We start from the raw sequence: 24,948 nt of genomic DNA, 5'->3' as shown, positions 1-24,948 counted from the left end.
GCTATCCGGCGCATGAGCGCGCGGCAAGACAATGGTGTGGCGGGAGAACGGGCGATGAAATGGTGGATTGCGCTGATGCTGTCGATCGCCGGGCCCGTGGCGGCGGCCGAGCCGCAGGCGATCCTGCTTCGCCCAGCCCGGGTTTTCGATGGCGTCGATCCGAAACCGCATGCCGGCTGGGAAGTGTTGATCGACGGTGGCAAGATCGTCGCGGCGGGACCGACGCTGACGGCACCGCCCGGCACACTGACCATCGACCTGCCCGGCCAGACGGTGATGCCCGGGATGATCGAGGGGCACGGCCATCTGTTCCTCCATCCCTATAACGAGACGAGCTGGGACGATCAGGTCCTTCACGAGCCGCTGGCGCTGCGTACCGCGCGGGCGGTGGCGCAGGCACGCGCCACCCTGATGGCCGGCTTCACCAGCGAGCGCGACCTCGGCACCGAGGGTGCCGGCTATGCCGATGTCGGGCTGAAACAGGCGATCGATCAGGGAATCGTCGCGGGGCCGCGCCTGACGGTGGCGACACGGGCTATCGTCGCGCTCGGGGCCTATGGCCCAAAGGGGTTCGAGCCGGGCGTCGCCGTCTCGCAGGGTGCGCAGGAGGTGAACGGGGTCGACGAGATGGTGCGCGCGGTGCGCAGCCAGATCGCGGCGGGCGCCGATGTGGTGAAGCTCTATGCCGACTATCGCTGGGGCCCCGGAGAACCGAGCCGGGCAACGCTGTCGCAGGCCGAGATGACCGCCGCGACCGAGGCGGCGCATGACGCAGGCCGAATCGTCGCGGTCCATGCCTCCACCGCAGAGGGCATGCGCCGCGCGATCGCGGCCGGGGTGGACACGATCGAGCATGGCTATGGCGGCACGGCCGAGATTTTCAGGGGGATGGCGGCCAAGGGCATCGCGCTCTGCCCGACGCTTGCCGCCTCCGACGCCGTCGCGCGCTATCGCGGCTGGAACGGCGCCGATCCCGCGCCGGCGAGCGTGAGCGAGAGCCGGAAGAGTTTCGCCCTGGCGCACGCGGCGGGCGTGGCGATGTGCATGGGCGGCGATGTCGGCGTGTTCGCGCATGGCGAGAATGCGCGCGAGATGGAATTGATGGTCGCGGCCGGCATGCCGGCGGCACAGGTGATGATCGCCGCGACATCGGGCAATGCGCGGGCCTTCCATCTCGACGGCAAGCTGGGCGCCGTGAGGGCCGGGCTGATCGCCGACCTGATCGCGGTCAACGGCGATCCGACACGGGAGGTGACGGCGGCGCGCGCGGTCAGCATGGTGATCAAGGGTGGCGTCGTGATGAAAGCGTTCGCCGGGCCAGCCGTTATTCCGGGTGCGGCCGCACCGGAGCAGAGGTCCGGCGGACGCTGAACGAGGCGCCCGCTGTCGACAGGGCCTCCAGTCTGGCCGCGACGCCAAGTCATTGTGTTGGAGCGGAAGCCAAACGATCAAGTATTCGCCGAATTTCGCGACCCACCCACGAGGGAAGCGGATTCGGGCGTTACCAGCGGCCTGCATCCGATATACGGACGGTGCCCGAACAGGTGTTGGAAGTGCAAGAAACGCCGCGCGAAATAATCCTCCGACGATATTTGACGAATAGCCGGCCAATTTCGCGAGGGGTATCGATATGATTTCGAGCTCTTCTTGTAGGGATTTGGGCGCTGGAATCTTTACTGACATGACCGGCACCTCTCGCCCGGCTGCGGCACGCAACGCGGGGCGAGCGACGATACCGAGCCGGGCGATTGGTTGAATCGCGGATGGCGGCGTCAGCGGTGGATCGCCACCTGGCTGATTCTCACCTCGCCCGAGCTGACCCTCCGATCAATCGGGGCCGTCACCAGCGGCGGTGGCGATAGCCCCCGCCATAGCCGCGATAGCCGCCATAGGGCCGTCCATAACCGTAATGGCGATAATACCAGGCATGATAGGGATAGGGACGATAGGTCCAGCGGCCGCCATAGAAGACCCAGGGCCGGTACCACACTGGCGCGGCATAATAATAGGACGAGCCATAGCCGTCATAATAAAAGGCCGGCGCGCCGTTGCGGACGACGAAGCCTGGAGGACAGCCCGGGCTGGTTTCGTTGCGGCTCGAATCACCGATCGCCGCGCCGCCCGCGGCGCCAGCGACGCCGCCGATGAAGGCGCCCGCGCCGCGATCGTGGCGACCGGCGACGCTTGAACCGAGCAAGGCGCCGAACAGGCCGCCGATCACGGCACCGGCGGCGGCGTTGCTCCGCGCCTTGACGCAGTATCGCTGCGACCAGTCCTCGGCATAGGCCTCGTAGCGCTGATCCTGTGCATATTGAGCAGCGTCAGCCTGGTCGGCCAGATAGCCCACCGGGGGCGGGGGCGGCCGGGACCCGTCATAGCCGGGAGGTGGCGCGTCATCCTGGTAATAGCCCTGCTGCGACGGAGGCGGCGGCTGATAGCCCTGTTGCGGGGGAGGAGCCTCCCGATAGCCCTGGGGTTCCTGATAGGTCGCCTGCGGGGTAGGAGGCTCCTGATACTGATAGCCCTGCTGCGGCGGCGCCGGCGGCGGGTCCCGATAGCCCTGGCCGGGAGGATAATCCTGGGCCGATGCCATGGAGGCAGAGATGGGGGAAATCGCCGTCACCACAGCGACCAGAGCGCAGGCAGTTCGCCGAAACGACCGGGACATCAAACACATCCTTTTACCGCAGTACCCGCCGCGATACGCCTTCGTGCGTGAACCGTTGCTGACCGAACCGCATTCGGCCGTCCCGCCCCCAAAATAACGTCGCGGCCCATTGTGCCCGCCGCCGCGGACGCTAAGCGGGCATCATGTCAGCCGAGATCGATCCCTTCCACGCCATCGCCATTAGCCGCGCCGCACACCGGATGTCGGCCGAAGGGCGTTCCATCATCCATATGGAGTTCGGCCAGCCCTCCACCGGCGCGCCGGCGGCGGCGATCGCCACGGCGCATCACGTGCTCGACACCGACGGCATGGGTTATTGGGAGAGCATACCGCTCAAGGCCCGGATCGCGCGGCATTATGACGAGGCCTATGGCGTCGCGGTCGACCCCGAGCAGGTGGTGCTCACCTGCGGGGCCTCGTCCGCCTTCGTGCTCGCGCTGTCCTGCCTGTTCGCGCCGGGCGACAGGGTGGCGTTCGCGCGGCCGGGCTATGTCGCCTATCGCAATACGGTGAAGGCGCTTCATCTCGAGCCAGTCGAGATCGGCTGCGGCGCGGTGGAACGGTTCCAGATCACGGCGGCCGCAATCGAACGGCTCGATCCGGCACCGCAGGGTCTGATCCTCGCCAGCCCGGCCAACCCCACCGGCACGATCATCGCGCCGGAGGAACTCGCGGCGATCGTCCGGATATGCCGCGAGCGCGGAATCCGGATCATCTCCGACGAGATCTATCACGGGCTGACTTATATCGGCGCGGCGCGATCGGTGCTGCAGGAGGAGCCGGACGCGCTGATCGTCAACAGCTTCTCCAAATATTTCAGCATGGCGGCGTGGCGGCTCGGCTGGCTGGTGGTGCCGCCCGCGCTGATCGACGCCGCGCGGGCGCGGATGGGCAACCTCTTCCTGACGCCGCCCTCGCTGGCGCAGCATGCCGGGCTGGTCGCGTTCGATTGCCGCGAGGAACTGGAAGGGCATATCGACACCTATGCGCGCAACCGCGACCTAGTGCTGGCGGCCCTGCCCGCGCTCGGGCTGCGCCGGATCGCGCCACCCGACGGCGCCTTCTATATCTGGGCCGATATCGGGCACCTGACCGATGACAGCATGGCGTTCTGCATGAAGCTGCTCGAGGATACCGGCGTGGCGACGGCACCGGGGATCGATTTCGATCCGGTGGAGGGTCACCGCTTCATGCGGTTCAGCTTCGCCGTCTCGACCGACAGGGTTGAGGAAGCGCTGCGGCGGATCACCCCATGGTTCGCGGCGCAGATCCGCGACTAACCGGCGGGCAGCCTGGCGCCGATATAGTCAGCCAGGTTGGCAGCGTGGGGATGCCCGCGATTGGCCAGCACGATCACCTCATATCCGGATCCCGGACAGGCCGCGAAATGCGGCGCCGGCCCGCGCAAACTTGCAACCCGCCCCCCGCGTCTCTACCTCGATCTTCATCAGGCCGCTGACAACGGCCCTCCGACCGGACGTGCAGCATGACCTTCTCTCCGACCGCATCGCCAGCCCGCCTTGCCTTCAGGGAAGTTCATCATGCCCGCCATTTCCGTTTCCCAACTATCCTGGTCAACGCCTGACCATCGCCCGGTCCTTGTCGACCTTTCGCTGAGCTTCGGCGCAGAGCGCGCCGGCCTGGTCGGGCGCAACGGCGTCGGCAAATCAACGCTGCTCAAGCTGGTCGCGGGCCAGTTGCCGATCCAGTCGGGCCGGATCTCCGCGGGCGGTACGATCGGCGTGCTGCACCAGGCGGTGCAGGTGTATCCCGACGAGACAGTCGCCGACCTGTTCGGCGCAACGGGGGCGCTCGCCCTGCTGCGCCGCGCGGCGGAGGGTGTCGCCAGCCTCGAGGAACTGGGCGAGGCGGACTGGACGCTGGAGGATCGTATCGCCTCGGCGCTCGGGCGGGTCGGGCTCGATGCCGGCCCCGATACGCCGCTGACCGCGCTTTCCGGCGGACAGCGGACGCGCGCGCGCCTGGCGGGCATGGTCTTCGCCGAACCGGATTTCCTGCTGCTCGACGAGCCGACCAACAATCTCGACCGGGCCGGCCGCGATGCGGTGATCGCGTTGCTCGCCGGGTGGCGGGCGGGCGCGATCGTCGTCAGCCATGATCGCGAGCTGCTCGATACGATGGACTCGATCGTCGAGATGACCAGCCTCGGCACGACCCGCTATGGCGGCAACTGGACTCACTATCGCGAGCGCAAGGCGATCGAGCTCGCGGCGGCCGAACGCGACCTGGCCGAGGCCGAACGGCAGATGACCGAGGTCGTGCGCGGCATACAGGAAACCGCCGAACGAAAGGCCCGCAAGGACGGTGCCGGCAAGCGCAAGGGCGCCAGGGGCGACATGCCGCGCATCCTGATCGGCGCGCGCAAGGACCGGGCCGAGGACAGCGGCGGCGAGAACCGGCGCCTCGCCGAGCGGCAGCGGACTCAGGCCGCCGAGGCAGCGGCGGCAGCGCGGGAGCGGGTCGAGGTGCTCCAGCCCTTTGCAGTGACGCTGGCACCGACCAGGCTGCCGGCGAATCGTGTCGTGCTCGAGATCGAAGGCGTGACCGCCGGCCATGAGCCGGGCACGCCAGTACTGCGCAACCTTTCGCTGACGATCAGCGGGCCGGAACGGGTCGCGGTGACCGGGCCGAACGGATCGGGCAAGACGACCCTGCTCGGCCTGATCACCGGCGCGCTGGCGCCGTGGAGCGGCACGGTGCGGGTCCAGGTCGATCTTGCCATGCTCGACCAGCGGGTGAGCCTGCTCGACCCGCACTGCTCGATCCGCGACAATTATGCGCGGATCAACGGCACGACCGACGAGAATGCGTGCCGGGCGGCGCTGGCGCGCTTCATGTTCCGCGCCGACGCCGCCCTGCAAATCGTCTCGACGCTCAGCGGTGGGCAGATGCTGCGCGCCGGGCTGGCCTGTGTGCTGGGCGGAGAGCGCCCCCCGTCGCTGCTGATCCTGGACGAGCCGACAAACCATCTCGACCTTGACTCGATCGAGGCGGTCGAGGCCGGACTAGCCGCCTATGACGGGGCGCTGCTCGTGGTCAGCCACGACGAGGCGTTCCTTGACGCGATCGGGGTTGAGCGACGGGTGACGCTGGGCAAGCTAAAGCAGGACGACCCATGAGCGGGCCACGGGGCCGCTACCCCTCGATAAAATGCGGCACGAACCGGGCGAGGTTGCGCGTCACCACGCCATCATCCTCGCGCACGCCGATGCCGGCAGGCTCATCCCCGACGATCCACGCGCCGATCACCGGGTAGCGCCCATCGAACATCGCTGGCGGGTGATAGGCCTGGCGGATATTGCCCTCGGCGCCATAGCCTTCGTCCAGCACTGTTTCCTCGGTTCCGGCGCGCGAGACGAGGATGTTGGCACCTTCGCGGGAGAAGAGCGGCTTGCGCACATAATTCTTGCCGAGCGACGTGACGGCGGGATCGTCATCGAAAAAGGCGGGGAGCAGATTGGGATGGCCGGGATGCCGTTCCCACAGCAACGGCAGGATGCCCTTGTTGGAGAGGATCGCCTTCCACGCCGGCTCGATCCAGCGCACGCCGGCCTTGGCCAGCCTGGGCGCATATTCCTCGCGGAACATGAACTCCCAGGGGTAGAGCTTGAACGCCGCCTGGAGCTCGAAGCCCTCGGCGTCGACGAACCTGCCGTCGGCGTTGAGGCCGATATCGCCCATCCTGACGAATTTCGGCTCGATCCCCGCCTGAGTCGCGAGGTCCTCGAAGAAGCGGACGGTCTGGCGATCCTCCACCGCGTCACCGTCAGCGGAGAAATGGACAAAGCCGCCGGTCGGAAAGATCGTCGCGAAGCGATCGCGCAAGCGATCGAACAGGCTGTTGAACTGGTCGGTGTTCACCGGCAGCGTGCCGGCCTTCAGCAGTTCCTCAAGCCACAGCCACTGGAAGGTTGCGCATTCGAACACCGAGGTCGGCGTGTCGGCGTTGTATTCGTAGAGCTTCGCCGGACCGGTGCCGTCATAGGCAAGATCGAAGCGGCCGTAGAGCGAGGGCTGCCGGGTACGCCAGGATTCGGCGACGAGCTCATGCTGTTCCGCCGGGATGGCGAGCCGGGTGAGCAGCGCCTCGTCGCGCACCACCTGCTCGACCAGATCGAGGCAGAGCGCGTGAAGGTGCTCGGCGGCGGGCTCGATCCGCTCCTCGATCTCCTCCAGCGTGAAGACATAGGCGGCGCTCTCGTCCCAATAAGGCGCGCCGCCTGTGTCGTGATAGACGAAGCCGATCGCATCAGCCTTGGCGCGCCAATCGGCACGGGGCTCGAGCGTGATGCGCCGCATGGTTTTCGCCTTAGCTCTCGGTTGAGTCAGTGTCGCGGCGCTGCTCGATCTGCAGCGTCGGCTTGGGCGGCGCGAGGCGGGCGAGCACATCGTCGGCCGAAGACTGGCCGGGCAGGATGCCCGCAAGGCGGAGCTTTTCATCGAGATCGGCACCGGTGCGGCGATCCTCAAGCTCGCCGGCGGCGCGAAGCTTCTCGCCGCGGATCATCTGGCGTTCGCGGATTCGCGCGAGGCTGTCGGCGGCCGAGCCAAGCGAATTGCCCGCGCCGCTGGCGGCGACGGTGGCCTGGGCCTTCTGCACCGATTCATTGACCTTCACGACCTCGACCTCGCGGCGGAGCTGCTCGATCTTGCGGTCGGTCGCGGCGATGGCGGTGTGAATCTGCTCCTCGGCCTGGCGCATATCGGCGACCTGCGGCGCCTTCATCGAGATATCCTGTTCGAGATCCGCGATGCGCTGGGCGACCTGGCGGGCGAGATCCATATTGCCCTTCTCGACCGCGGTGCGGGCCGAGCCCTCATATTTGGCGACCTGGGACTGGAAGCTCTCGACCTCCGCCTCGAGGATGCGGCGGCGGGCGACGAGGCCGGCGAGATCATCGCGCGCCTTGCCCTGCGCCTTGTCGGCGTCGCGGATCTCCTGATCGAGGATGCGCAGCGCATTGGCGTCGACCACCGCGGCGGCGGCGTCGTTCCCGGCGGCGCGGCCGAGGGTGAAAAGTTTGCTCCAGATGGCCATCATTCTCTCTCCGGACGGGTTATCAGGCGGTGGTCGGGGCGAAGGCTGCGCGCAGATCCCTGGCCGCATCGATCGCGTTTTCCGCCAGGGTGTGCAGTTCGATCACGATCGTATCGAGCGGCGACGTGGTGGCGAGCTCGCCGAACAATTCGTAGAAATCGCGGCCGTCGACAGTGGCGATGCCGAAGTTGGAGAGCGGCACCAGCTTCTGCGTCTTCAGGAGGAATTCGTTGAAGGCGGGGCGATCGGGCTGTTCGTCGCATGGCCAGAGCAGCACAGAGGCGGCGATCTGCGCCTCGCTGACATTGACGAACACCTCAAGGTCGCCCTGGCTGTGCATCGTCGCGAGCAGGACTGGATCGGCCCCTTCGACGACGCGCAGGCTGAACTCCCCAGCGGCGATGGCCGCGGTACCATCCAGCGCCGCTTTCAGCGTTCGAACGGTCCAGGCGATATCGGTCATGATCTTCTCCCGCTCAACGACATCCTGCCGGTGAGATAGGCGCTCATAGAAGATTTGCCACGCCGTGCCAGCACTCCCATTACATTGGGCGTCACATCGGATCGTCGCATCCGGTCCTTCCACGATGGCGCATGCGCGCCTATGGCGGGCTTCGCACTATTCGAGGCCATGATGTTCGACCGTCTGTTCGGCCGCAAGCAGGCGCTTGCGGACTCCGCGATTCCCACCATCCGCAACGTGACGATCGGCCGTACCGTCATGCTCGATCCGCTGGCGTGGCGGCGATTCGGATCGGAGCTGACCTTCCCGTTCGACGGCGATACGTTGCAGATCGTGGCGCAGGGGCTGGTGAAGCTCGACGATGGAGGCTTTGTCCACCGTTTCTATACCGACGACGACGTGATGTTCCAGGCGGTGTCGAGCGACCGCGCCGGACAGGAAGTGACCGACGTCACCCTGTTCGTGCCGTGGCAGAGCTATTATCCGGGATCGCCGGCGGAGCGCGCGGCGTGGCGCGAACGGCTGACGGCGCGCACCTTCACCGACACGGGCTTGCCCGATTATCGCCGCTTCTGGTTCGGCGAGGAAGCCCCGCGACAGGAACCGGTGACGTTCTGGGAAGAGCTGCACGACGACCGCGACGGGATCGTCGACCGGCGCATCTTCCAGACCAGCATGTTGTTCGCGCGCGAGCTGTCGGGCGACGGGATCGAGCTGCTGCTGGCGATCGACCAGGAGAACCAGAACGGTGACGTATCGTTCGAGATCATGCTAGGCGTCGTGCTCGAACTGGGCGAATTCCGGGCCTGAGAGGATATGCGATGATCGATCCCCACAGCTTCAAGGCGAACGCGCTCGCCTTCCTCATCGCCTTCGTCGCGGCGGGCGTTTTCACCATCCTGTTCAAGGTGATCTACCAGGCGGCGACACCCTATAACGAGCACAAGCTGATCCGGGACGGCAATGTCGCGGCGGCGGTCACGCTGGGCGCCGCGCTGCTCGGCTATATCCTGCCGCTCGCCTCAGCCTTGGAAAACACGGTGAGCCTGATCGAGTTCGCCGCATGGGCGGTGCTGGCGGGCGTGATCCAGATCGTGACCTTCACCGTCGTCCGCCGGGTCGTGATGCGGGACCTGAGCGAACGGGTGGAACGCGGCGAGCTTGCCGCGGCGATTTATATGGGAAGCATCTCGATCGGCGTGGGGCTGCTCAACGCCGCCTGCATGACTTCCTGAAGGGACCCGCGATGAAGCGATCCAGATCCATCGTCCTGACCGGCCTGATGGCCGGCACGGGCTTCTCGCTGAGCGCGTGCGAACTCTCCGATACGGGCAAGCAGGTCGACGCGGTCAGCTATACCTCGGTGGCTGAATGCCGCGCGGCCGGCACCGTCCCGGCGGCGCAGTGCGAGACTGCCTATGCCGAGGCGGCCAAGGCCGATGCCAAGACAGCGCCGCGTTTCGAAGATCGCAAGACCTGCGAGGAACAGTTCGGCGCCGCCCAGTGCGTGCCGCGCAACGAGAATGGCGGCAGCTTTTTCACGCCGCTGCTGACCGGATTCATCATCGGCCAGGCGCTGAACAATGCCGGCGGCTATCGCGGGGCGCCGATGTATCGCGACCGCGACGGCGGCTATTATGGCGGCGCGGGCGGGATGGTCAGCCGGGACTATGTGACCGGGCGGACGCGCGTGGGGTCGGAAGCGTTCAATCCAGCAGCGCGCGCGCCGACGCGGATACAGTCGCGTAGTTCGGTGATCTCGCGCGGCGGGTTCGGCGGCGGCGGGCGCGGATTCGGGGGTTAAAACCCGGTTCCCTAGCCGCGCTGTTCCAGCAGCCGTTCCCAGGCAAGCGCATCCTTCACGATCGTGTCGAGATCGTCGAGCGCCGGCTTCCAGTCGAGCGTGGCGAGGATCGCGCGATTGTCGGCGACGAGCTCGGCCGGGTCACCGGGGCGGCGGCCTTCGAGGTGGCGCTCGATCTTCATGTTGGTGACCCGGTCGACCGCGTCGAGCACCTGCTGCACCGAGAAGCCGCGGCCGTAGCCGGCGTTGAGGAAATGATTACGGCTCGGCTCCGCGACCAGCAGGTCGAGCGCCGCCACATGCGCCGCGGCAAGATCGCTGACATGGATATAATCGCGCACGCCGGTGCCGTCGGGCGTGTCGAAATCAGTGCCGAACACCGAGACCGAGGCGCGCTTGCCGGTCGCCGCCTCGACCGCGACCTTGATCAGGTGAGTCGCCCCGGCGGTCGACTGGCCGCTCCGCCCCCTGGGATCCGCCCCGGCGACGTTGAAATAGCGCAGCGCCGCGAAGTTGATCGGATGCGCCGCGGCGACGTCACGCAGCATCGCCTCGGTCATCAGCTTCGACATGCCATAGGGGTTGATCGGCACCTGCGGATCCCCCTCGGCCACCGGGACCTTCTCGGGCGTGCCATAGGTGGCAGCGGTCGAGGAGAAGATGAAATGCCGCACCCCGCAAACGACCGCGCTTTCGAGCAGGGCGCGGCTGGCGACGGTGTTGTTGCGATAATATTTGAGCGGGTCGCTGACCGATTCCGGCACCACCACCGAACCGGCGAAATGCATGACGGCACGCACATCATGCTCGCGCATCGCGGCGCGGACGGGGTCGTCATCCTCGATATTGGCCCGGACCAGGGTGGCGCGGGGATCGACCGCCCAGTCGAAGCCGGTGACGAGATTGTCGACGACGACCACGCGGTGCCCGGCGTCGAGCAGTGCGAGAACCGCGTGGCTCCCGATATAGCCCGCCCCGCCCGTTACCAGCACAGTTCCGTTCAGCATCATCATCTCCCCCAAGCCGGGAGAGCGTTAGGGCCTGCATCCGGCCTTCGCAACGGCTGCGGAGGCTGGATGCAGGCCCCTGCTATCCAAAAGATGCATCCAAACCGGGCGTCAGGACACGTCGGACGCCGTCAACACTCAACAGCGCGCGAGGAAATCCTCCATCGCGTCAAAGGCGCTCGACGTCAGGCGGAGATAGGAGCGACGGCCGTCATAAGGATCGGCCTCGCGCACCACGAGTGAGCGCTCGATCAGCAGTTTCACCCAGCGCAACCCGGTCGACATCGGCTTGCCCGAACCGATCGCGGCGCTCGTCACCGAAACGCGCTTGCCGCTCGCCTGGGCAATGTACAGATCGAGCATCAGGTCCCAGCCCGGATCACCGAACAATTCGTTGCCGAGCACTTCGTCGCGAAGCCGGCGCTGGTTGTGGATATGGCGTGCCTTTTCGATCAATCCGAATTCGGTACGCAGACCGACCCGCATATGAGCGACCGGCAATTCCTGGATCAGCATATTGGTTCCCCCATTCCCGGCGACCCCGCAACTATAAGGAACAATGCGGGAATCCACGTTATGCCAAAGTCGGAACACCGTGTTCCACCGCGTCACCTGCGCCATTCAACAAGCGCCAGCAACCCGTGGGGCGCCCGAGGCGCTAAAATAACGAGATTTGGAGGTAATAATCGACGGAATTCCGCCCTTTATTGAGAGGATGCGGGGAATAAGTCGATATTGGAGGGATCAGCGCCCACCCATCCGGATGAGCGGGACGTGCGCCATGGAACACCCGAAAAGCAATGTGGAACACCTCCGGGGCCGATTTGGAACACCTCCCGGGAGGTGTTCCAGAACAGCCCGCCGGACGTACCGGCCGGCTCGCATGGGGGTGCCAGCCGGCCGGTACATGGGGTTATTTCGCGATGCGGGTGACGCGGCCGACACTGGTATCGCCGGCCCACATGTTGTTCTGCTTGTCGAACACCCAGTAGCTCGCCTCGATGAACTGGCCCGGGCCGATACCCATGCCGTTGCCGACCGCGCCGACCACCCTGCCGTCGCGCGTCAGCTTCAGGAACTGGCCGTCCTGGCCACTCGCCATCCAGGGATTGCCGTCGCGGTCGAACTGGATCGCGCAGACCAGGTTGCGGGTCTGCATCGTGCGCAGGAACTGGCCCCGGCTGTTATAGACGACGATGCGATAATCCTCCCGGTCGCCGACCCATACATCGCCGTTGGTCGGGTCGATGCCTAGCGCATGGGCGTTGACGAACTTGCCCTCGCCGACATTGTGGCCGAACCACTGGCCTATGTAGTTGCCGTTCCTGTCGAGGTGCAGGACCCGCGACGCGCCGATATTGTTGGTCGGGTTATCCGAATCCACGACGTTCGGGCTTTCATTGCCATGCCCCTGGGCGATGTAGATGTCGCCCTTCGGCCCGAAAGCGATCATCACGGGTTCCCACAGCAGCCGCTGGCCCTTCGCCTCGTCCCAGTCGCCCGGCTGGCCCGACACGCCGATCGTCTGGAGAAGCCTGCCATCGGGGCTGACTTTCTTCGCGGTGGCGTTGGCGGTATCGAGCACCCAGATATTGTCGTCGGCATCGATCGCCATGCCGTGCGCCTTGTCAGCATGGCCGACCACATCATCACCGATCGACTGGGTCAGCTTGCCGGCGGGCGAATAGCGCAGGAGTTGCGCGCTGCCGGCCGGCTTGCGCTGGAACACCCAGAGATTGTTCTTCGAATCGAGCGCGACCGCAGGCACGCCGCCAATGCCCGGCGGAAGCTGGATGGGATAGGTGAACCTGTAGCCCAGCTTCTGTTCCCACTGGACTCGCTGCATGTCGCCGCGCTTCGGGCCGTTGCGGTTCTGGCAGACGGTGGTGTGGCTGCAGCCCTGCACGGCCGCAGGACGCGCGCCGGCCGCGAAGGGCGCGCCTTCGGGGCGCGGCAGGACAGTCACCACGCCATTGGCGTCGACCGAGGTGCGCCCGCCGGGATCGGGGAACGAACCCTGCATGAACCAGGCAGGCGCGCCGTTCGCCGCCGGGCCCCTTGTCGGCGGCGCAGTCTGCGCAAACGCGCCCGTCGCCAGCAGGATCGCGCCGAGCGTGGTGCCTGCGATCCTGGGGGCAATCCTCGAGGCGGTGGCGGGCTGAACGGGTCGGGTCATTTCTCTCTCCTGGGGGTATTCGATCGTTCTTGGGCTGAAGGAGGATCGCGGCCGTGGCGGGCGACGCGTCACGGTCGATCCTCTATCGATAGGTGCGGGCCATTTTTGACCTCGTGATCGGTGGCGGATATCCTGTGTGCCGGCGGAGGAAGCCCGGCTTCCACCGTGCTGCCCCACCAATACTGCATACAAAAAATCCTGCGTGCATGCATCTTCTGCGTGCCCGAGATTGTCAACAGATTCGTCGACGCGGCGGCCGGACCGACGAGGCGGGGCGCCCGGCACGGGCGGCCCCATGAGATCGATTCAGACCGGCATTTTCCGCTTGGTGAATTCGCGACCCATGATCGCGACGTCCTCGCCACCCTGCCCAGCCGCGACGACCATGCAGCCGTCCCTGATCTGCTGGACCACATTGTTGTGGCCCGGCTCGGTCTCCGCGGCATTGAGGAACATGACCTTGTTCTTCTTGCACTCGGCCAGCACCCTGGCGCGGACCGCCTCCATATTGGGCAGGGCGGAGACATCCTCGATCACCTTGCCGGCGGCATCGCGGACCACCGGATGGCCGGACGGGCCGCCATCCTCCACGCCGTGATAGCCGTTCAGCCAGAGATTATGGTCGCCCGGCCCCCACTCGGCCATCGCCATGCCCGGGATGGCGAGAGTCTGGGCGACGGTCTCGTCCGCATAGGTGTCCTCGATCTTCACCCCGAAGATGATCTCGCCGCGCGGGTTGAGCGGCCAGAGATCGGCAACGTGCTGATAGGTGCCGCCCGACACGCCCCAGATATCGGCGGCATAGCTGGCGCTGTTGCCGCGCAGGCCCCGCATCCTGACCTTCGGCGTATTAGGGAAATCGGGGAACGGGTAGCGCGCGCCCATATGCATATAGGTCTCGATCGCCCTCGGATCGCGCGCGTGGCAGATATGGATGCCCATCACGCCGGCGCAGAGAAGCTGCTCGATCACCCAGGTGTTGGCACGGGCATAAGCCTCATCGAGGCCGATGACCGGGGGCGAGACGAACACGGTAGGGAAACGGTGGCCGGATTTCGTGCCGCCGCCGTCCTTCAGGCCACGCATGAACTCGCGCAGTTCCTTCAGGTCGAAACAGCCATGCTCCATTTCATAGCTGATCGCGTCCGCCCAGGTCTTGCACATCTTCCTGCCCTGTTCGTACGGATCGACGTTCGGGCCGACGCCTGAGCCGGTATAGTAGATCGGCTGCCCGTCCTCCCACAGCTCGATGCACTTGTTCAGGCGGCGCGGCTTGTAGGTCATGTCGACCGACGACGGCTGCCTGCCGCTATTGACCGGACGGGCGGCACGGCCCTGCGCCACGGCCCGGGTCGCGGCGAGGCCGGCGCCGACGACCGCACCGGCCACCAGCAATTCGCGCTTGTTGATATCCATCAGCTATCCCCTTTTCGGTTTCAGGTCATGACGTGGATTCGGCTCGTCAGAAGTTCGCCCGGAAGCCGACCGAGACGAGGCGGCCGAGCAGGTTCGAGGTGAATCCGTTGAAACCCCAGGCGCCGACACCCCCGGCCCCGGTGGTGTTGCCGTTGTAGAAAGGCGGGTCGCGATCGAAGAGGTTCTTCACGTCGATATAGACCTGGCTGCCGTTCATGAAGCTGCCCTTGAAGTTGTAGGCAGCGTGCAGGTCGATCGTCAGGTCGGGCTTCACCCGGTCGCCGCCCCCGGTCGGGTTGCCGTTGGGGCCGAGCGTCACCGGCTTGACCGATGTCTGGATCCAGTTGCGATAGGCGCCGGTGTAGTTCGCGAAGAAATCGAGCGAGAAGGCATCCTTCTCCCAGCCGAGTTGCCCGCGCCCCTTGGTCTGGATCGACGGGAACTGCGAATTATAACCCGAGGTGTTGAGGATGCTGAACGGCTGATCGCCGAAGTCCTGCATGAAGCGCGTGAAATAGGTGATCGACCCGCCAACGGTGAAGATGCCGGCGCCCGATGTCGGCACGCGATACTGGAACTGGGCATCGATGCCCTGGACATTGAGATTGAGCACGTTGCCGACATCGCGGTTGATGAGGAAATACACCGTCGACGGCAGGGTCGCCGCCGTCGTCGCGCCGTTCGCCACATTGGTGAAGGTGCGGATCTGCTCGGCGGTGCAGCTCGTCGGGCAGATGGTGAGACGATCGTGCAACGCCGCCGAGTTGATGATCAGCGGCTGCGCCGGCGAGGCGACGCCGCCCTTGAACACATTCGCCCAATAAGTGACGTTCGCGGTGAAGCCGGGAATGAAGTCGGGCGTCAGATCGACACCGACCGACCAGCTGCTCCCGGTTTGCGGCACGACACCGGCAAAGCCGGCGCCGAGGGAGCGGTCGAGCCCTTCGCGCCCGGTATTGGCACCGACTCGGCAGGTGACCGTCGCCGTCTCGCATCCCGGGAGCTGCTTCACCTCGGGATAGGCGGCGACCGGCACGTCGAGCACGGCGCTGGCGCCGGTGCCGGTCGCGCCGCGCAGATAGCCCTGGCGCGCGTCGCCGATCTGGTTGAGCGGCGGCGCCACGAAGGATTCGGCCCAGTTGCCGCGGACCTTGATCCAGTCGTTGATCTGCCAGTTGGCCGCGACCTTCGGGTTCGTCGTCGATCCGAAGTCGCTATAATGGTCGATACGGCCGGAAATGCTCAGGTCGAACTTCCTGACCAGCGGGACCTCCATATCCTCCCCGACCACCGGCACGTAGAGCTCGACATAGCCCGACTTCACCCGGCGCGGCCCCAGGTTCATGATGAAATTGGTATAGCCGGTGCCGGTACTGTTCGGATTGAGGCCGTACACGTCCTGCGTGACGTGCATATATTCCCCGCCCACGGCCATGCGCACGGCGCCGCCCGGCAGATCGAACAATTCGCCCTGCGCCTCCAGCTTGAGCTGGTACATGTTGTTCTGGTGTTCGTTGTTGGTGTTGTTCGAATAGAGATACTGCCACACCGACGCCGCGGTGCGATTGGTGCCGAGGCCGTTCCACACGTCGAGCGCATTGGACGTGGTCAGCGCCTGGCTGACCGTCCCCGTCTGGCCCGGCGCCGGCAGAACGCTGGTTATCGTGCCGTTCAGCGCCGGCGATCCGTTGAGCGCCAGCGTCGCGCAGGTGCTGCAGAAGGTGTTCTTGCCGCGCTGGTAGCTGTTCGACCGGGCCAGCGCGCCGCTGGCCGTGATCGACCATTTGTCGGTGACCTTATAATCGATCACGCCCGTCGTGTAGAAAGTGGTGTTCTGGTAGTTGTTGGTGCCATAATCCCCGGTAGGAGTGAGGGCGAGCCAGTTGACCAGTTCCTGGGTGAAACCGCTGCCCGGCGGGGCGCGGAAGAAGGGGTTGATCTGCGTTCCCTTGCCCGACCCCGCGCCATAGGTCTGCGCGTTCGACAGGGTGCCCGGTGTCCCGGTCGAGAAATGCTGCAGGTGGTTGAATACGAACTTGCCGGTGAAGCTGATCCGGTCGCCCAGTTCCTGGTTGACCACGACGAGCACGCCTTCGCGCTGCACGCCCGGCACGGCGCTGCCGTAGAGCGACGTGTTGCACATGCCGTTCAGCGCCTGGTTGTTCGGCAGCGTGGTCGTGGCGTCGGCGCCGGGGTAGATCACCGTCGCCGATGAGCTGCCGCGCACCGTGGCGGGCGAGCAATTATAGGTGTTGGTGTTGCTGCCGCCGATGTCGCGATAATCACCGCGGCTGAGGAACAGCCTTTTGTCGCTGGTGATCTCCTGCTGCTTCAGGAACTGCCCGGCAATATAGACGCCGCCGCTATCCCATTTGGTGCCCCAGATGCCGTTGAGATCGTAGCTGCGATAGCTGTCGGCGAAACCGACGCGGCCGTTGACCGTCAGCCCCTCGAAGGTCTTGCGGGTGATGAAATTGACCACGCCGGCGACCGCGTCCGAGCCGTAGATCGAGGAGGCGCCGTCAGCGAGCACCTCGACCCGCTGCAGGGCCGGGGTCGGGATGATGTTGGGATCGGTCTGGGCATATTGCAGGCCGCCGCCCGGCATGCGCAGCCCGTCGATCAGCGCAAGCGTGGTGTTGCTGCCGCTGCCCGCCAGGCTGTGGATCTGCGGCGCGTAATAGGAATAGGAACTCTGTGCCTGCGGGGTCGAGCCGGCGGTGGTGATCGCCGGAACCGTGTTGACCAGCTCGCTCGTCGAGATCGCGGCGGTCTTGATCAGGGCTTCCTGCCCGACCGACACCAGGTTCGACCCGACCGGCGCCACGCCGCGGATCGCCGAGCCGGTGACCACGATATCCTCGCCGGGACTGGCCGAATCCTCGGGCGGCAGATCCTGGCCGGAGCCGGCGGACGCGGGCACCTGAGCAGCCTGGGCAGTCGTGTCGGGCGCCCTCTGCGTGTCCTGCGCCTGCGCTGCCGATGCGAAGGCAAACATCGCCGCAACGGCGATCGTCGAACCGCTCAGCCTGAGCGTAGGCAACAGCTTGGTCACAATATCTTCTCCCCCGGTTGGTTCTTGTGGGTCGATGACGCGATCGGGATGATCCGGCGCAGCGCGGCGCGGCAGGAAGAGCGGCGGGAAGATGTCGTGGCCGAGCGGCGCAGCGCCGCGGTTCCCGGATTCCCGGCAAGCGGACACGAGGTTCCGGCAACGGATCGCGATGCGAATCCGATCAAGGCATTCTCCCCTTTTTATCGCCGCGGCTTTTGCCGTTGACGTTGCTGACACCGGCTTCCCGCCGCCCGCCTGTCGCCCGAGTCCGAACGACAGTATGTTTGGATACAATTCTATTCATTGAATACAAGATGATATTTCATGCTGCGTTGCGATGCAGGAAATACGACCGTCGGGCGAACATCAGTCCCGGCCGATCCGTGCGGCACGAGCTACAGCTTCAGGCAAGCTGCCGGCATGTCATGATTCGCGATTTTCCCCATTTTCTACGTGCACTTAATCCGCATCTTCTTCCCTTTTTCATTCAGCGGGAGTCACGCCTTCGCGCCATGCAGACGGGCACAAATACCGGATACATGGTGCCGTCATGCACGCAGCGACGCACGGCCGGTTTCGGCAACTTGTCGCACCCCTGCACCTGCCGGCACCTGCAGCAGATCAGGAGTAAATGTATTGAAATGACAATAATTGTATGCAAATTTTGACGAGCGGCGCCGGCCGGCTCGACCATCCTTCCGGGGCCCAAGCAAGGGGGGAACGACACAGCAGACAATGCATGGCCCGCCACTATTCCGGGCGACGACCCCGGCCGCGCGGATGCGATATCGACAACAGAACAAAGGGAGAGATGCAGTGAGAAAGCTTCTATTGGCCATGGCCCTGGGCGCGTCAGCCGTCGCCATGACCGCACCCGCCCATGCGCAGATCCAGGCGACCAGGGAGGATATCCTGTTCTACACGGCCGACTGGACCGGGGAGCGCTTCCCCGACGGAAGGCCCAGGGTGCCTGATGCGATCCTGAAGCGCCTGCTCGACGTCAACACCGAGGAGGCTTGGGGCATCCTGCGCCAGGCCGGGTACAACAACCAGTTCGAGGGCGGATTCCAGATGGTCCATAACGACCGGCCGTTCGTCGGCCGGGCACTGACCGTCCAGTATCTTCCGCTGCGCCCCGACATGAACAAGGCGATCAGCGCGCTGGGCGCGAAAGAGAAGCGCTCCGGTGGCCATAACAGCTGGCCGATCGACATGCTGCAGGTCGGCGACGTCTATGTCGGCGATGGCTATGGCAAGATCATCGACGGCACGCTGATCGGCGACAATCTCGGCAATTCGATCTACGCCAAGTCGAAGACCGGCGTGGTGTTCGATGCCGGCGTGCGCGACGTGGCGGGCCTTGCCGAGATCGACGGGTTCAACGCCTTCACCCGCGGATACGACCCCTCGGCCATCCGCGAGATGGAGATGTTCCGGATCAACGGGCCGATCCGCATCGGCCGCGCGACGGTGCTGCCGGGCGACCTGATCCTGGCGAAGCGCGAAGGCGTCGTGTTCATCCCCGCGATCATGGCCGAGACGGTGGTGAAGGGCGCCGAGTATATCGCGATGCGCGATGCCTTCGGCCATCAGATGCTGCGCGAGCAGCGCTTCACGCCGGGCGAGATCGATCAGCGCTGGACACCGAACATCAACGCGGCCTTCCTCAAATGGACCGAAGACCATCCCGACCAGATGAAGATGTCCCGCGCCGAACTCGCCGAGATGATGAAATCGCGCAATCAATAAGGGAAAAGCCATCACGGAGAAGGGGTGGCGCGGCGGCCTCCCCTTCTTCCGGGGGACTCGCCATATCCGTTCATCGCGAGCAGCCGCCGGGCCTGTCGAAGCGGCTTCGCCTACTCAGTCCCTACTCAGCACGAACGGCTATGGTGAATCCGACCGGTTCATCCATCACCATCCATTCAGCATGATGCGATCACGGTGTACCCGGCCTTCTCCTCAATATTGCATGTAACATATAGGATATCGTATAACTTGCATGCAAATTGCATTAGCCCGCTGAACAGATTAGGTTATTCGTCGGACCGAAACATGGCGGGGATGCGGGATACGGATATGGTCGATGCGAGGCGATCGGGAAACCCGGGCCGTGGCCGGGCGCGCCAGCTTGATAAGTCCCCTTCGGACCTTTAGGTAAACGCTGTCTCACGACGTTAACCTCCAAAAAATCACAATTGGGCGCTGAGATGATGAGCCGAACTGCAAAAACTGGCACCAAGACCAAGACCGTGCGGAGCAAGGCTCCATTAAAGAACGGCGCCAGTGCAGGACCCCGCAAAGGCAGGCTTCGACTTGATGCGGTAAAGACAATTCGGAAGATGATTCTGCTCGGCGAGCTGCCGCCGGGCGAACGCCTGCGCGAAGTCGCGCTGAGCGAGGCGCTCGGCATGTCCCGCACGCCGATCCGCGAGGCCTTTCGCACATTGGCGGCCGAAGGACTGATCGACCTGCTGCCGAACCGCAGCGTCGTGGTCAGCGTGCCGGACAAGTCGGAGGCGGCTGACGTCTTCACTGTGCTCGGCGTGCTCGAAGGGCTCGCCGGGCAGCTCGCCTGCCGCCGGATGACGCCCGAGCAGATCGAGATCCTCGACGAGCTGCAGGCCGACCTGGCCGCCTATTTCGAGAAATCGGACAGGCTGAGCTATCTCGAGGCGAACCGCCTGATCCACGAGCATATCGTTCAGGCGGCCGAGAGCCCGTCGCTGATGCTCGCCTGGCGCCTGCTGCTGCCGCGCGCCGAACGCGCCCGGCACGTCACCACGCTCGACCATGACCGCTGGGCCGAGGCGTTCGCCGAGCATTGCGAGATCAACGCCGCGATCCAGGCACGCGACGAGAAGCTGCTCAAGCAGCTGCTCGAAAGCCACTTCGCCAAGGGCGTCGAGAGCATGAAGAAGAACGAGGCCCGCGAGCGCGCCAATCGCCGCGCCGAGATCTATGCGGGCGTGGTCGGTTAAGGCGGGGTCGAACGTCATCGCGTAAGGACAAGTTTCGATCGAGGGAATATTGCTTCCCCGGCGAAGGCCGGGGTCAAGTCGGGGGGCGATGATAATTGGCGTTACGTGTCGTTACATCAGCCTTCCCAACCGGCCCCCGGCCTTCGCCGGGGAAGGCGACAGGTGACGGGCCATCGCGTGCCCTCCCTCGACTCATGATGGGGCATTCGTCACTCCTGTAGCGTCACACCCCTGGCCGGGGTAGAAATCCGGCAATACCCCGTTGTCTGTATGCAAGATTATTGATATGCATACATCAAATCGGGCGCCCTGTCGCGACCCGGGAACGGGGAGAATGACGAGTGCGCGACCTGCTTCCAGACGACAGCCGGGACGCGACTCTGATCGGACGACTGGCGAGCGATCAGGGCCCGATTCCCGTCTCCGTCATCGACGGGCATGTCTTCGACCTGTCGGGAGAAGCTGACACGGTTTCCGGCCTGCTTGAGATGCTACGCCCGGGCGGCACGCTGCCCGCCGGCCGGGCCATGGGGCCGATCGAGGCGCTCGACCTGAGGGCCGTCTGGGACGAGGCCGGATCGGGCCGCCTGCTTGCGCCGATCGACCTGCACTGCATCAAGGCATCGGGCGTGACCTTCGCGGTCTCGGCGCTTGAACGGGTGATCGAGGAGCGCGCGCGCGGCGATTCAGCCGGCGCGGCGCGGTTCCGCGCGGAAATCCAGGAGAAGATCGGCGGGAATATCCAGTCGGTCCGCCCCGGATCGCCCGAGGCGATGAACCTCAAGGACATGCTGATCGCGAGCGGCGCCTGGTCGCAATATCTGGAGGTCGCGATCGGGCCGGACGCCGAGATCTTCACCAAGGCGCCAGTGCTCTCGGCGGTCGGATCGGGCGCGTGGGTCGGCATCCGCAGCGATTCGCACTGGAACAATCCCGAGCCCGAGGTGGTGATCATCGCCGATTCAGCCGGCAATGCGCGCGGCGCGACCCTGGGCAACGACGTGAACCTTCGCGACATCGAGGGGCGCAGCGCGCTGCTGCTGGGCAAGGCGAAGGACAATAACGCCTCTTGCGCGCTGGGACCGTTCATCCGCCTGTTCGACGACCGGTTCACCATGGACGATATCCGAACCGCCGAGGTCTCGCTGCTGATCGAAGGCGAGGACAAATACCGGCTGGAAGGCAGGTCGAACATGCGGCTGATCAGCCGCGACCCGATTGACCTGGTCGGCCAGACGATCGGCAAGAGCCACCAATATCCCGACGGCTTCGCGCTGTTTCTCGGCACCATGTTCGCGCCGGGCGACGATCGCGGCGAGCCGGGGCGCGGTTTCACCCACAAGGCCGGCGATACCGTGACGGTGTCGACGCCGAGGCTCGGCACGCTGACCAACAGGGTATGCCATTGCGAGGATGCGCCGCCCTGGACCTATGGCATCGCGGTGCTGATGCGCGACCTGGCCCGACGGGACGCCGTCCGCGCCTGATCGATCGAAGACCCGACCGTAAGCACGATACGCCCGCCGAGACGGGACGGTCCAACAGGAGAGTGACCATGGGAAACGCCATCTTGCCGAACAACACCGCGCGGCATGGGCGCAAGACGCGGCTGGCCGGGCGCCTGCTGGCCGCGACCGCCGGCGCGATCGGCCTGTTCGCCGCCCTGCCAGCGCTGGCGGAAACTTTGGTGGTGAAGAACTTCACGCTGATCGACGGCCGCGGGGGCGCCGCCGCGCCGAATTCGGCGATGGTGGTCGAGGATGGCCGGATCGTCTGGGTCGGACCGTCGGCCCAGGCGCCGGTCGATGCGGCGGCGGTCGACCTGACCGGCAAGTTCGTCATCCCCGGCCTGATCGACACGCATATCCATATGGGCAATGTCCATGACCTGACCCAGGACGAGCGTTTCTACACGACCGAGAATGTCGAGGCCGACCTGAGGACCTATGCATCCTATGGCTTCACCACGGTCGCGGTGATGGGCACCGACAAGGATTCGGTCTTCGCCGTGCGCAACGCCGAACGTGCCGGACGCCCGACCATGACGCGGCTGTTCACCGCCGGCCAGGGCATCGTGTTCCGCGGCGGCTATGGCGGCGTGCCCGGGATCAACCGCCCCGTGGCCAATGCCAGGGAAGCGGCGATCGAGGTCGACGCGCAGGCGGCCAAGGGTGCCGACTATATCAAGTTCTGGCTCGACGACGAGCTGGCCACCATGCCCAAGATGCCCCCCGAGATCAGCCAGGCGGTGATCGACGCGGCGCACCGCAACGGGCTGAAGGTGTTCGCCCATATCTTCTATCTGGAGGATGCCAAGCGGCTCGCCGCGCAGGGCGTCGACGGTTTCGTGCACAGCGTGCGCGACAAGCCGGTCGACAAGGAGCTGACCGACGCGATGAAGGAAAAGGGCATCGTCCAGGTCGCGGCGACGCTCAGCCGCGAAGCCGCGATGTTCGCCTATGGCAAGCCTGCGCCGCAACTCGACGATCCCTTTTTCAAGCAGTCGCTCTCGCCCGAGGCATTGCGCTTGCTGGCCAGCCCGGAGCGGCAGAAGAGCGTCGCCTCGGCGCCCGCCTTCCCCCGCCTGCCCGGCTTCTTCGATACCGCGATGGCCAATCTGAAACACGAAGCGGCCGCCGGGGTGCATTATGGCGTCGGCACCGATTCAGGTCCTCCAGGACGAGTCGCCGGCTATTCGGGCCATTGGGAAATGGAGCTGATGGTCAAGGACGGCTTCACCCCCGGCCAGGCGATCCAGGCGGCGACCGGATATGGCGCCGAGATCCTGGGGGCGAAGGACCTGGGCACGATCGAGCGCGCGAAATGGGCCGACTTCGTCGTGCTCGACGCCGATCCGCTCAAGGACATCAGGAACACCCGCAAGATCAACTCGGTCTATATCGCGGGCCGCAAGGTGCGCTCGGTCGCGCAATGACCGTTGAAGCGAATGACGACCGGCCCGTGGCACGGCGGCCGACGCGCGTCCGCCATGCCGTGCTGTGGCTGACGGTCGCCGCGTACATGATCACCTATATGGACCGGGTGGTCATCTCCACCGCGGCGCCCGCGATTCAGCAGGAATTCGGTTTCTCCGCGATCACCATGGGCTGGATTTTCAGTACCTTCCAGATCACCTACGCGCTGTTCCAGATTCCGGGCGGCTGGCTGGGCGACCGGTTCGGCCCGCGCCGCGCGCTGACCTGGATCGTGATATGGTGGTCGAGTTTCACCGCGCTGACCGCGATGACCTGGTCGGCCGGATCGATGCTGGTCTGCCGCGCGCTGTTCGGCGCCGGCGAGGCGGGCGCCTTCCCGATCGCGACGAGGTCCCTCTCGCGCTGGATGCTGCCGCAGGAGCGCGGCTTCGCGCAGGGCGTCACTCATGCCGGCGCGCGACTCGGCGGCGCGATCACCCCGGTGTTCGTCGTGCTGCTGATCGCCGATTTCGGCTGGCGCGCGCCCTTCTTCGTGTTCGCGGCCGTGGGCCTGCTCTGGGCGGCGCTCTGGTTCTTCTTCTACCGCGACCTGCCGAGCGAGCACCGGAAGGTGAACTCGGCCGAACTGGCGATGATCACCGACGCGCTGGGGGCAGCGCCTCCACCGAGCCGAACGGTCAAGGTGCCGTGGGCGAAGCTTCTCGGCAACGGGCAGATCTGGACGCTGTCGGCGATGTATTTCTGCTATGCCTACAGCATCGGCATCTTCCTCACCTGGTTCCCGACCTATCTGAAGGAAGCGCATGATTTCAACCTGACCAGGATGGGCCTGTACGCCAGCCTGCCGCTGATGGCCGGCGTCGCTGGCGACATCGCGGGCGGCTGGATTTCGGACCGCATGGCGCATCGGTCGGGCAACCTGACCATGTCGCGGCGGATCGTCGCGATGACCGGATTCCTGATCGCGGCGGCGACGATCCCGATGGCGGTGCTGTCGGCCGATCCGCTGACCAGCGTCGCCTGGTTCTGCCTCGCGGTGTTCGGGCTTGAGCTGACGGTCGGCGTGTCGTGGGCGGTGACGCTCGATATCGGCGGCAATTACGCCGGTTCCGTCTCAGCGGTGATGAACAGCTGCGGCAATATCGGCGGCGCCATCGCCTCGTTCGCCACCGGCTATATCGTCACCTATGCCGGCTGGAATCCGGCCTTCTTCGTGCTGGCGGTGCTGTGTTTCGCGGCAGCGCTGCTGTTCCTGCGGATCGACGCCGCCAGGCCCCTGTACCGGGGCGAACCGGACGCCGCGTGAAGGGCTTTCGTCGCCCAATTTGAGAGGTTTGATCGGAATCGGACATCAAGACCATTGACACGTTCGGCCAATGGCTT

The 24,948-nt window shown here is 65.5% G+C and carries 20 protein-coding genes; 11 read left to right on the top strand and 9 right to left on the bottom strand.

Translation table 11 applies throughout. The annotated features are described in order from the left end of the window. Positions 1-75: 75 nt before the first annotated feature. Positions 76-1,371, top strand: coding sequence for an amidohydrolase family protein (locus P0Y59_22625; protein ID WEK02660.1), 1,296 nt, complete (start codon positions 76-78; stop codon positions 1,369-1,371). Positions 1,372-1,840: 469 nt separating this feature from the next. Here P0Y59_22625 and P0Y59_22620 read toward each other — a convergent pair whose 3' ends face one another. Further along, positions 1,841-2,593 (bottom strand): glycine zipper domain-containing protein, encoded by a 753-nt coding sequence (locus P0Y59_22620; GenBank protein WEJ99667.1) that lies wholly within the window; start codon positions 2,591-2,593, stop codon positions 1,841-1,843. Positions 2,594-2,811: 218 nt separating this feature from the next. Between P0Y59_22620 and P0Y59_22615 the strand changes: the two genes are divergently transcribed. Together P0Y59_22615 and P0Y59_22610 are read left to right on the top strand one after the other, a co-directional pair. Continuing rightward, positions 2,812-3,948, top strand: coding sequence for an aminotransferase class I/II-fold pyridoxal phosphate-dependent enzyme (locus P0Y59_22615; protein WEJ99666.1), 1,137 nt, complete (start codon positions 2,812-2,814; stop codon positions 3,946-3,948). A gap of 261 nt (positions 3,949-4,209) precedes the next feature. Further along, on the top strand, positions 4,210-5,808 hold the full coding sequence (locus P0Y59_22610; protein WEJ99665.1) for an ABC-F family ATP-binding cassette domain-containing protein: 1,599 nt from the start codon (positions 4,210-4,212) through the stop codon (positions 5,806-5,808). A 16-nt stretch (positions 5,809-5,824) separates the two neighbouring features. Here P0Y59_22610 and P0Y59_22605 read toward each other — a convergent pair whose 3' ends face one another. From P0Y59_22605 to P0Y59_22595, 3 genes are read right to left on the bottom strand one after another with little or no spacing between them, the layout of a single operon-like run. Beyond that, positions 5,825-6,988 carry a glutathionylspermidine synthase family protein gene (locus tag P0Y59_22605; protein WEJ99664.1) on the bottom strand — a complete coding sequence of 388 codons (1,164 nt, stop codon included), beginning with the start codon at positions 6,986-6,988 and terminating at the stop codon, positions 5,825-5,827. Between the two features lie 10 nt (positions 6,989-6,998). Next, positions 6,999-7,727, bottom strand: a complete 729-nt coding sequence (locus P0Y59_22600) for a PspA/IM30 family protein (GenBank protein ID WEJ99663.1) — start codon at positions 7,725-7,727, stop codon at positions 6,999-7,001. Between the two features lie 22 nt (positions 7,728-7,749). Beyond that, positions 7,750-8,190, bottom strand: coding sequence for a YjfI family protein (locus P0Y59_22595; GenBank protein ID WEJ99662.1), 441 nt, complete (start codon positions 8,188-8,190; stop codon positions 7,750-7,752). Between the two features lie 168 nt (positions 8,191-8,358). Here P0Y59_22595 and P0Y59_22590 point away from each other — a divergent pair, with 168 nt between their 5' ends. Genes P0Y59_22590 through P0Y59_22580 form a run of 3 tightly spaced genes read left to right on the top strand, consistent with a single transcriptional unit; the run spans position 8,359 to position 9,994 of the window. After that, the gene (locus P0Y59_22590; protein WEJ99661.1) at positions 8,359-9,000 is read left to right on the top strand and encodes a DUF2491 family protein; all 642 of its coding nucleotides are present in this window, start codon (positions 8,359-8,361) and stop codon (positions 8,998-9,000) included. 11 nt (positions 9,001-9,011) lie between these two features. Further along, a complete protein-coding gene (locus P0Y59_22585; GenBank protein ID WEJ99660.1) occupies positions 9,012-9,425 on the top strand; it encodes a DUF350 domain-containing protein in 414 nt (137 codons plus the stop codon). A gap of 11 nt (positions 9,426-9,436) precedes the next feature. After that, complete coding sequence (locus P0Y59_22580; GenBank protein ID WEJ99659.1) at positions 9,437-9,994, top strand: DUF1190 domain-containing protein; 558 nt, start codon at positions 9,437-9,439, stop codon at positions 9,992-9,994. An 11-nt stretch (positions 9,995-10,005) separates the two neighbouring features. On the opposite strand, the gene galE is transcribed toward P0Y59_22580, so the two are convergent. From galE to P0Y59_22555, 5 genes are all read right to left on the bottom strand, one after another. Beyond that, entirely contained in the window at positions 10,006-11,001 is a 996-nt protein-coding gene (gene galE, locus P0Y59_22575) for a UDP-glucose 4-epimerase GalE (GenBank protein ID WEJ99658.1), read from the bottom strand. A 138-nt stretch (positions 11,002-11,139) separates the two neighbouring features. Beyond that, positions 11,140-11,517 carry a hypothetical protein gene (locus P0Y59_22570; GenBank protein WEJ99657.1) on the bottom strand — a complete coding sequence of 126 codons (378 nt, stop codon included), beginning with the start codon at positions 11,515-11,517 and terminating at the stop codon, positions 11,140-11,142. A gap of 397 nt (positions 11,518-11,914) precedes the next feature. Then, entirely contained in the window at positions 11,915-13,177 is a 1,263-nt protein-coding gene (locus P0Y59_22565; GenBank protein WEJ99656.1) for a hypothetical protein, read from the bottom strand. A 306-nt stretch (positions 13,178-13,483) separates the two neighbouring features. After that, positions 13,484-14,593 carry a hypothetical protein gene (locus P0Y59_22560; protein WEJ99655.1) on the bottom strand — a complete coding sequence of 370 codons (1,110 nt, stop codon included), beginning with the start codon at positions 14,591-14,593 and terminating at the stop codon, positions 13,484-13,486. A 46-nt stretch (positions 14,594-14,639) separates the two neighbouring features. Continuing rightward, a complete protein-coding gene (locus P0Y59_22555; protein WEJ99654.1) occupies positions 14,640-17,648 on the bottom strand; it encodes a TonB-dependent receptor in 3,009 nt (1,002 codons plus the stop codon). A gap of 816 nt (positions 17,649-18,464) precedes the next feature. On the opposite strand from P0Y59_22555, the gene P0Y59_22550 reads away from it, so the two are divergent. The 5 genes from P0Y59_22550 to P0Y59_22530 all read left to right on the top strand — a co-directional run bounded on the left by P0Y59_22550 (position 18,465) and on the right by P0Y59_22530 (position 24,871). Then, a complete protein-coding gene (locus tag P0Y59_22550; protein WEJ99653.1) occupies positions 18,465-19,397 on the top strand; it encodes an RraA family protein in 933 nt (310 codons plus the stop codon). Positions 19,398-19,861: 464 nt separating this feature from the next. Further along, positions 19,862-20,629 (top strand): GntR family transcriptional regulator, encoded by a 768-nt coding sequence (locus tag P0Y59_22545; GenBank protein ID WEJ99652.1) that lies wholly within the window; start codon positions 19,862-19,864, stop codon positions 20,627-20,629. Positions 20,630-20,979: 350 nt separating this feature from the next. Further along, entirely contained in the window at positions 20,980-22,116 is a 1,137-nt protein-coding gene (locus tag P0Y59_22540) for a fumarylacetoacetate hydrolase family protein (protein ID WEK02659.1), read from the top strand. A gap of 68 nt (positions 22,117-22,184) precedes the next feature. Next, positions 22,185-23,564 carry an amidohydrolase family protein gene (locus P0Y59_22535; protein ID WEJ99651.1) on the top strand — a complete coding sequence of 460 codons (1,380 nt, stop codon included), beginning with the start codon at positions 22,185-22,187 and terminating at the stop codon, positions 23,562-23,564. Next, complete coding sequence (locus tag P0Y59_22530) at positions 23,561-24,871, top strand: MFS transporter (GenBank protein ID WEJ99650.1); 1,311 nt, start codon at positions 23,561-23,563, stop codon at positions 24,869-24,871. Before P0Y59_22535 ends, P0Y59_22530 begins: the two co-directional genes overlap by 4 nt. The last annotated feature ends 77 nt before the right edge of the window (positions 24,872-24,948 follow it).

Source organism: Candidatus Sphingomonas phytovorans (assembly GCA_029202385.1).
Classification (GTDB): Bacteria; Pseudomonadota; Alphaproteobacteria; order Sphingomonadales; family Sphingomonadaceae; genus Sphingomonas; species Sphingomonas phytovorans.
The sequence above is the reverse complement of the archived record's forward strand: the minus strand, read 5'-3'. Positions and strand labels throughout refer to the sequence as shown.

Coding starts and splice junctions, on each gene's coding strand:
- P0Y59_22625 (WEK02660.1), top strand. CDS start 76: ATGCTGTCGATCGCCGGGCCCGTGGCGGCGGCCGAGCCGCAGGCGATC.
- P0Y59_22620 (WEJ99667.1), bottom strand. CDS start 2,593: ATGGCATCGGCCCAGGATTATCCTCCCGGCCAGGGCTATCGGGACCCG.
- P0Y59_22615 (WEJ99666.1), top strand. CDS start 2,812: ATGTCAGCCGAGATCGATCCCTTCCACGCCATCGCCATTAGCCGCGCC.
- P0Y59_22610 (WEJ99665.1), top strand. CDS start 4,210: ATGCCCGCCATTTCCGTTTCCCAACTATCCTGGTCAACGCCTGACCAT.
- P0Y59_22605 (WEJ99664.1), bottom strand. CDS start 6,988: ATGCGGCGCATCACGCTCGAGCCCCGTGCCGATTGGCGCGCCAAGGCT.
- P0Y59_22600 (WEJ99663.1), bottom strand. CDS start 7,727: ATGGCCATCTGGAGCAAACTTTTCACCCTCGGCCGCGCCGCCGGGAAC.
- P0Y59_22595 (WEJ99662.1), bottom strand. CDS start 8,190: ATGACCGATATCGCCTGGACCGTTCGAACGCTGAAAGCGGCGCTGGAT.
- P0Y59_22590 (WEJ99661.1), top strand. CDS start 8,359: ATGATGTTCGACCGTCTGTTCGGCCGCAAGCAGGCGCTTGCGGACTCC.
- P0Y59_22585 (WEJ99660.1), top strand. CDS start 9,012: ATGATCGATCCCCACAGCTTCAAGGCGAACGCGCTCGCCTTCCTCATC.
- P0Y59_22580 (WEJ99659.1), top strand. CDS start 9,437: ATGAAGCGATCCAGATCCATCGTCCTGACCGGCCTGATGGCCGGCACG.
- galE (WEJ99658.1), bottom strand. CDS start 11,001: ATGCTGAACGGAACTGTGCTGGTAACGGGCGGGGCGGGCTATATCGGG.
- P0Y59_22570 (WEJ99657.1), bottom strand. CDS start 11,517: ATGCTGATCCAGGAATTGCCGGTCGCTCATATGCGGGTCGGTCTGCGT.
- P0Y59_22565 (WEJ99656.1), bottom strand. CDS start 13,177: ATGACCCGACCCGTTCAGCCCGCCACCGCCTCGAGGATTGCCCCCAGG.
- P0Y59_22560 (WEJ99655.1), bottom strand. CDS start 14,593: ATGGATATCAACAAGCGCGAATTGCTGGTGGCCGGTGCGGTCGTCGGC.
- P0Y59_22545 (WEJ99652.1), top strand. CDS start 19,862: ATGAGCCGAACTGCAAAAACTGGCACCAAGACCAAGACCGTGCGGAGC.
- P0Y59_22535 (WEJ99651.1), top strand. CDS start 22,185: ATGGGAAACGCCATCTTGCCGAACAACACCGCGCGGCATGGGCGCAAG.
- P0Y59_22530 (WEJ99650.1), top strand. CDS start 23,561: ATGACCGTTGAAGCGAATGACGACCGGCCCGTGGCACGGCGGCCGACG.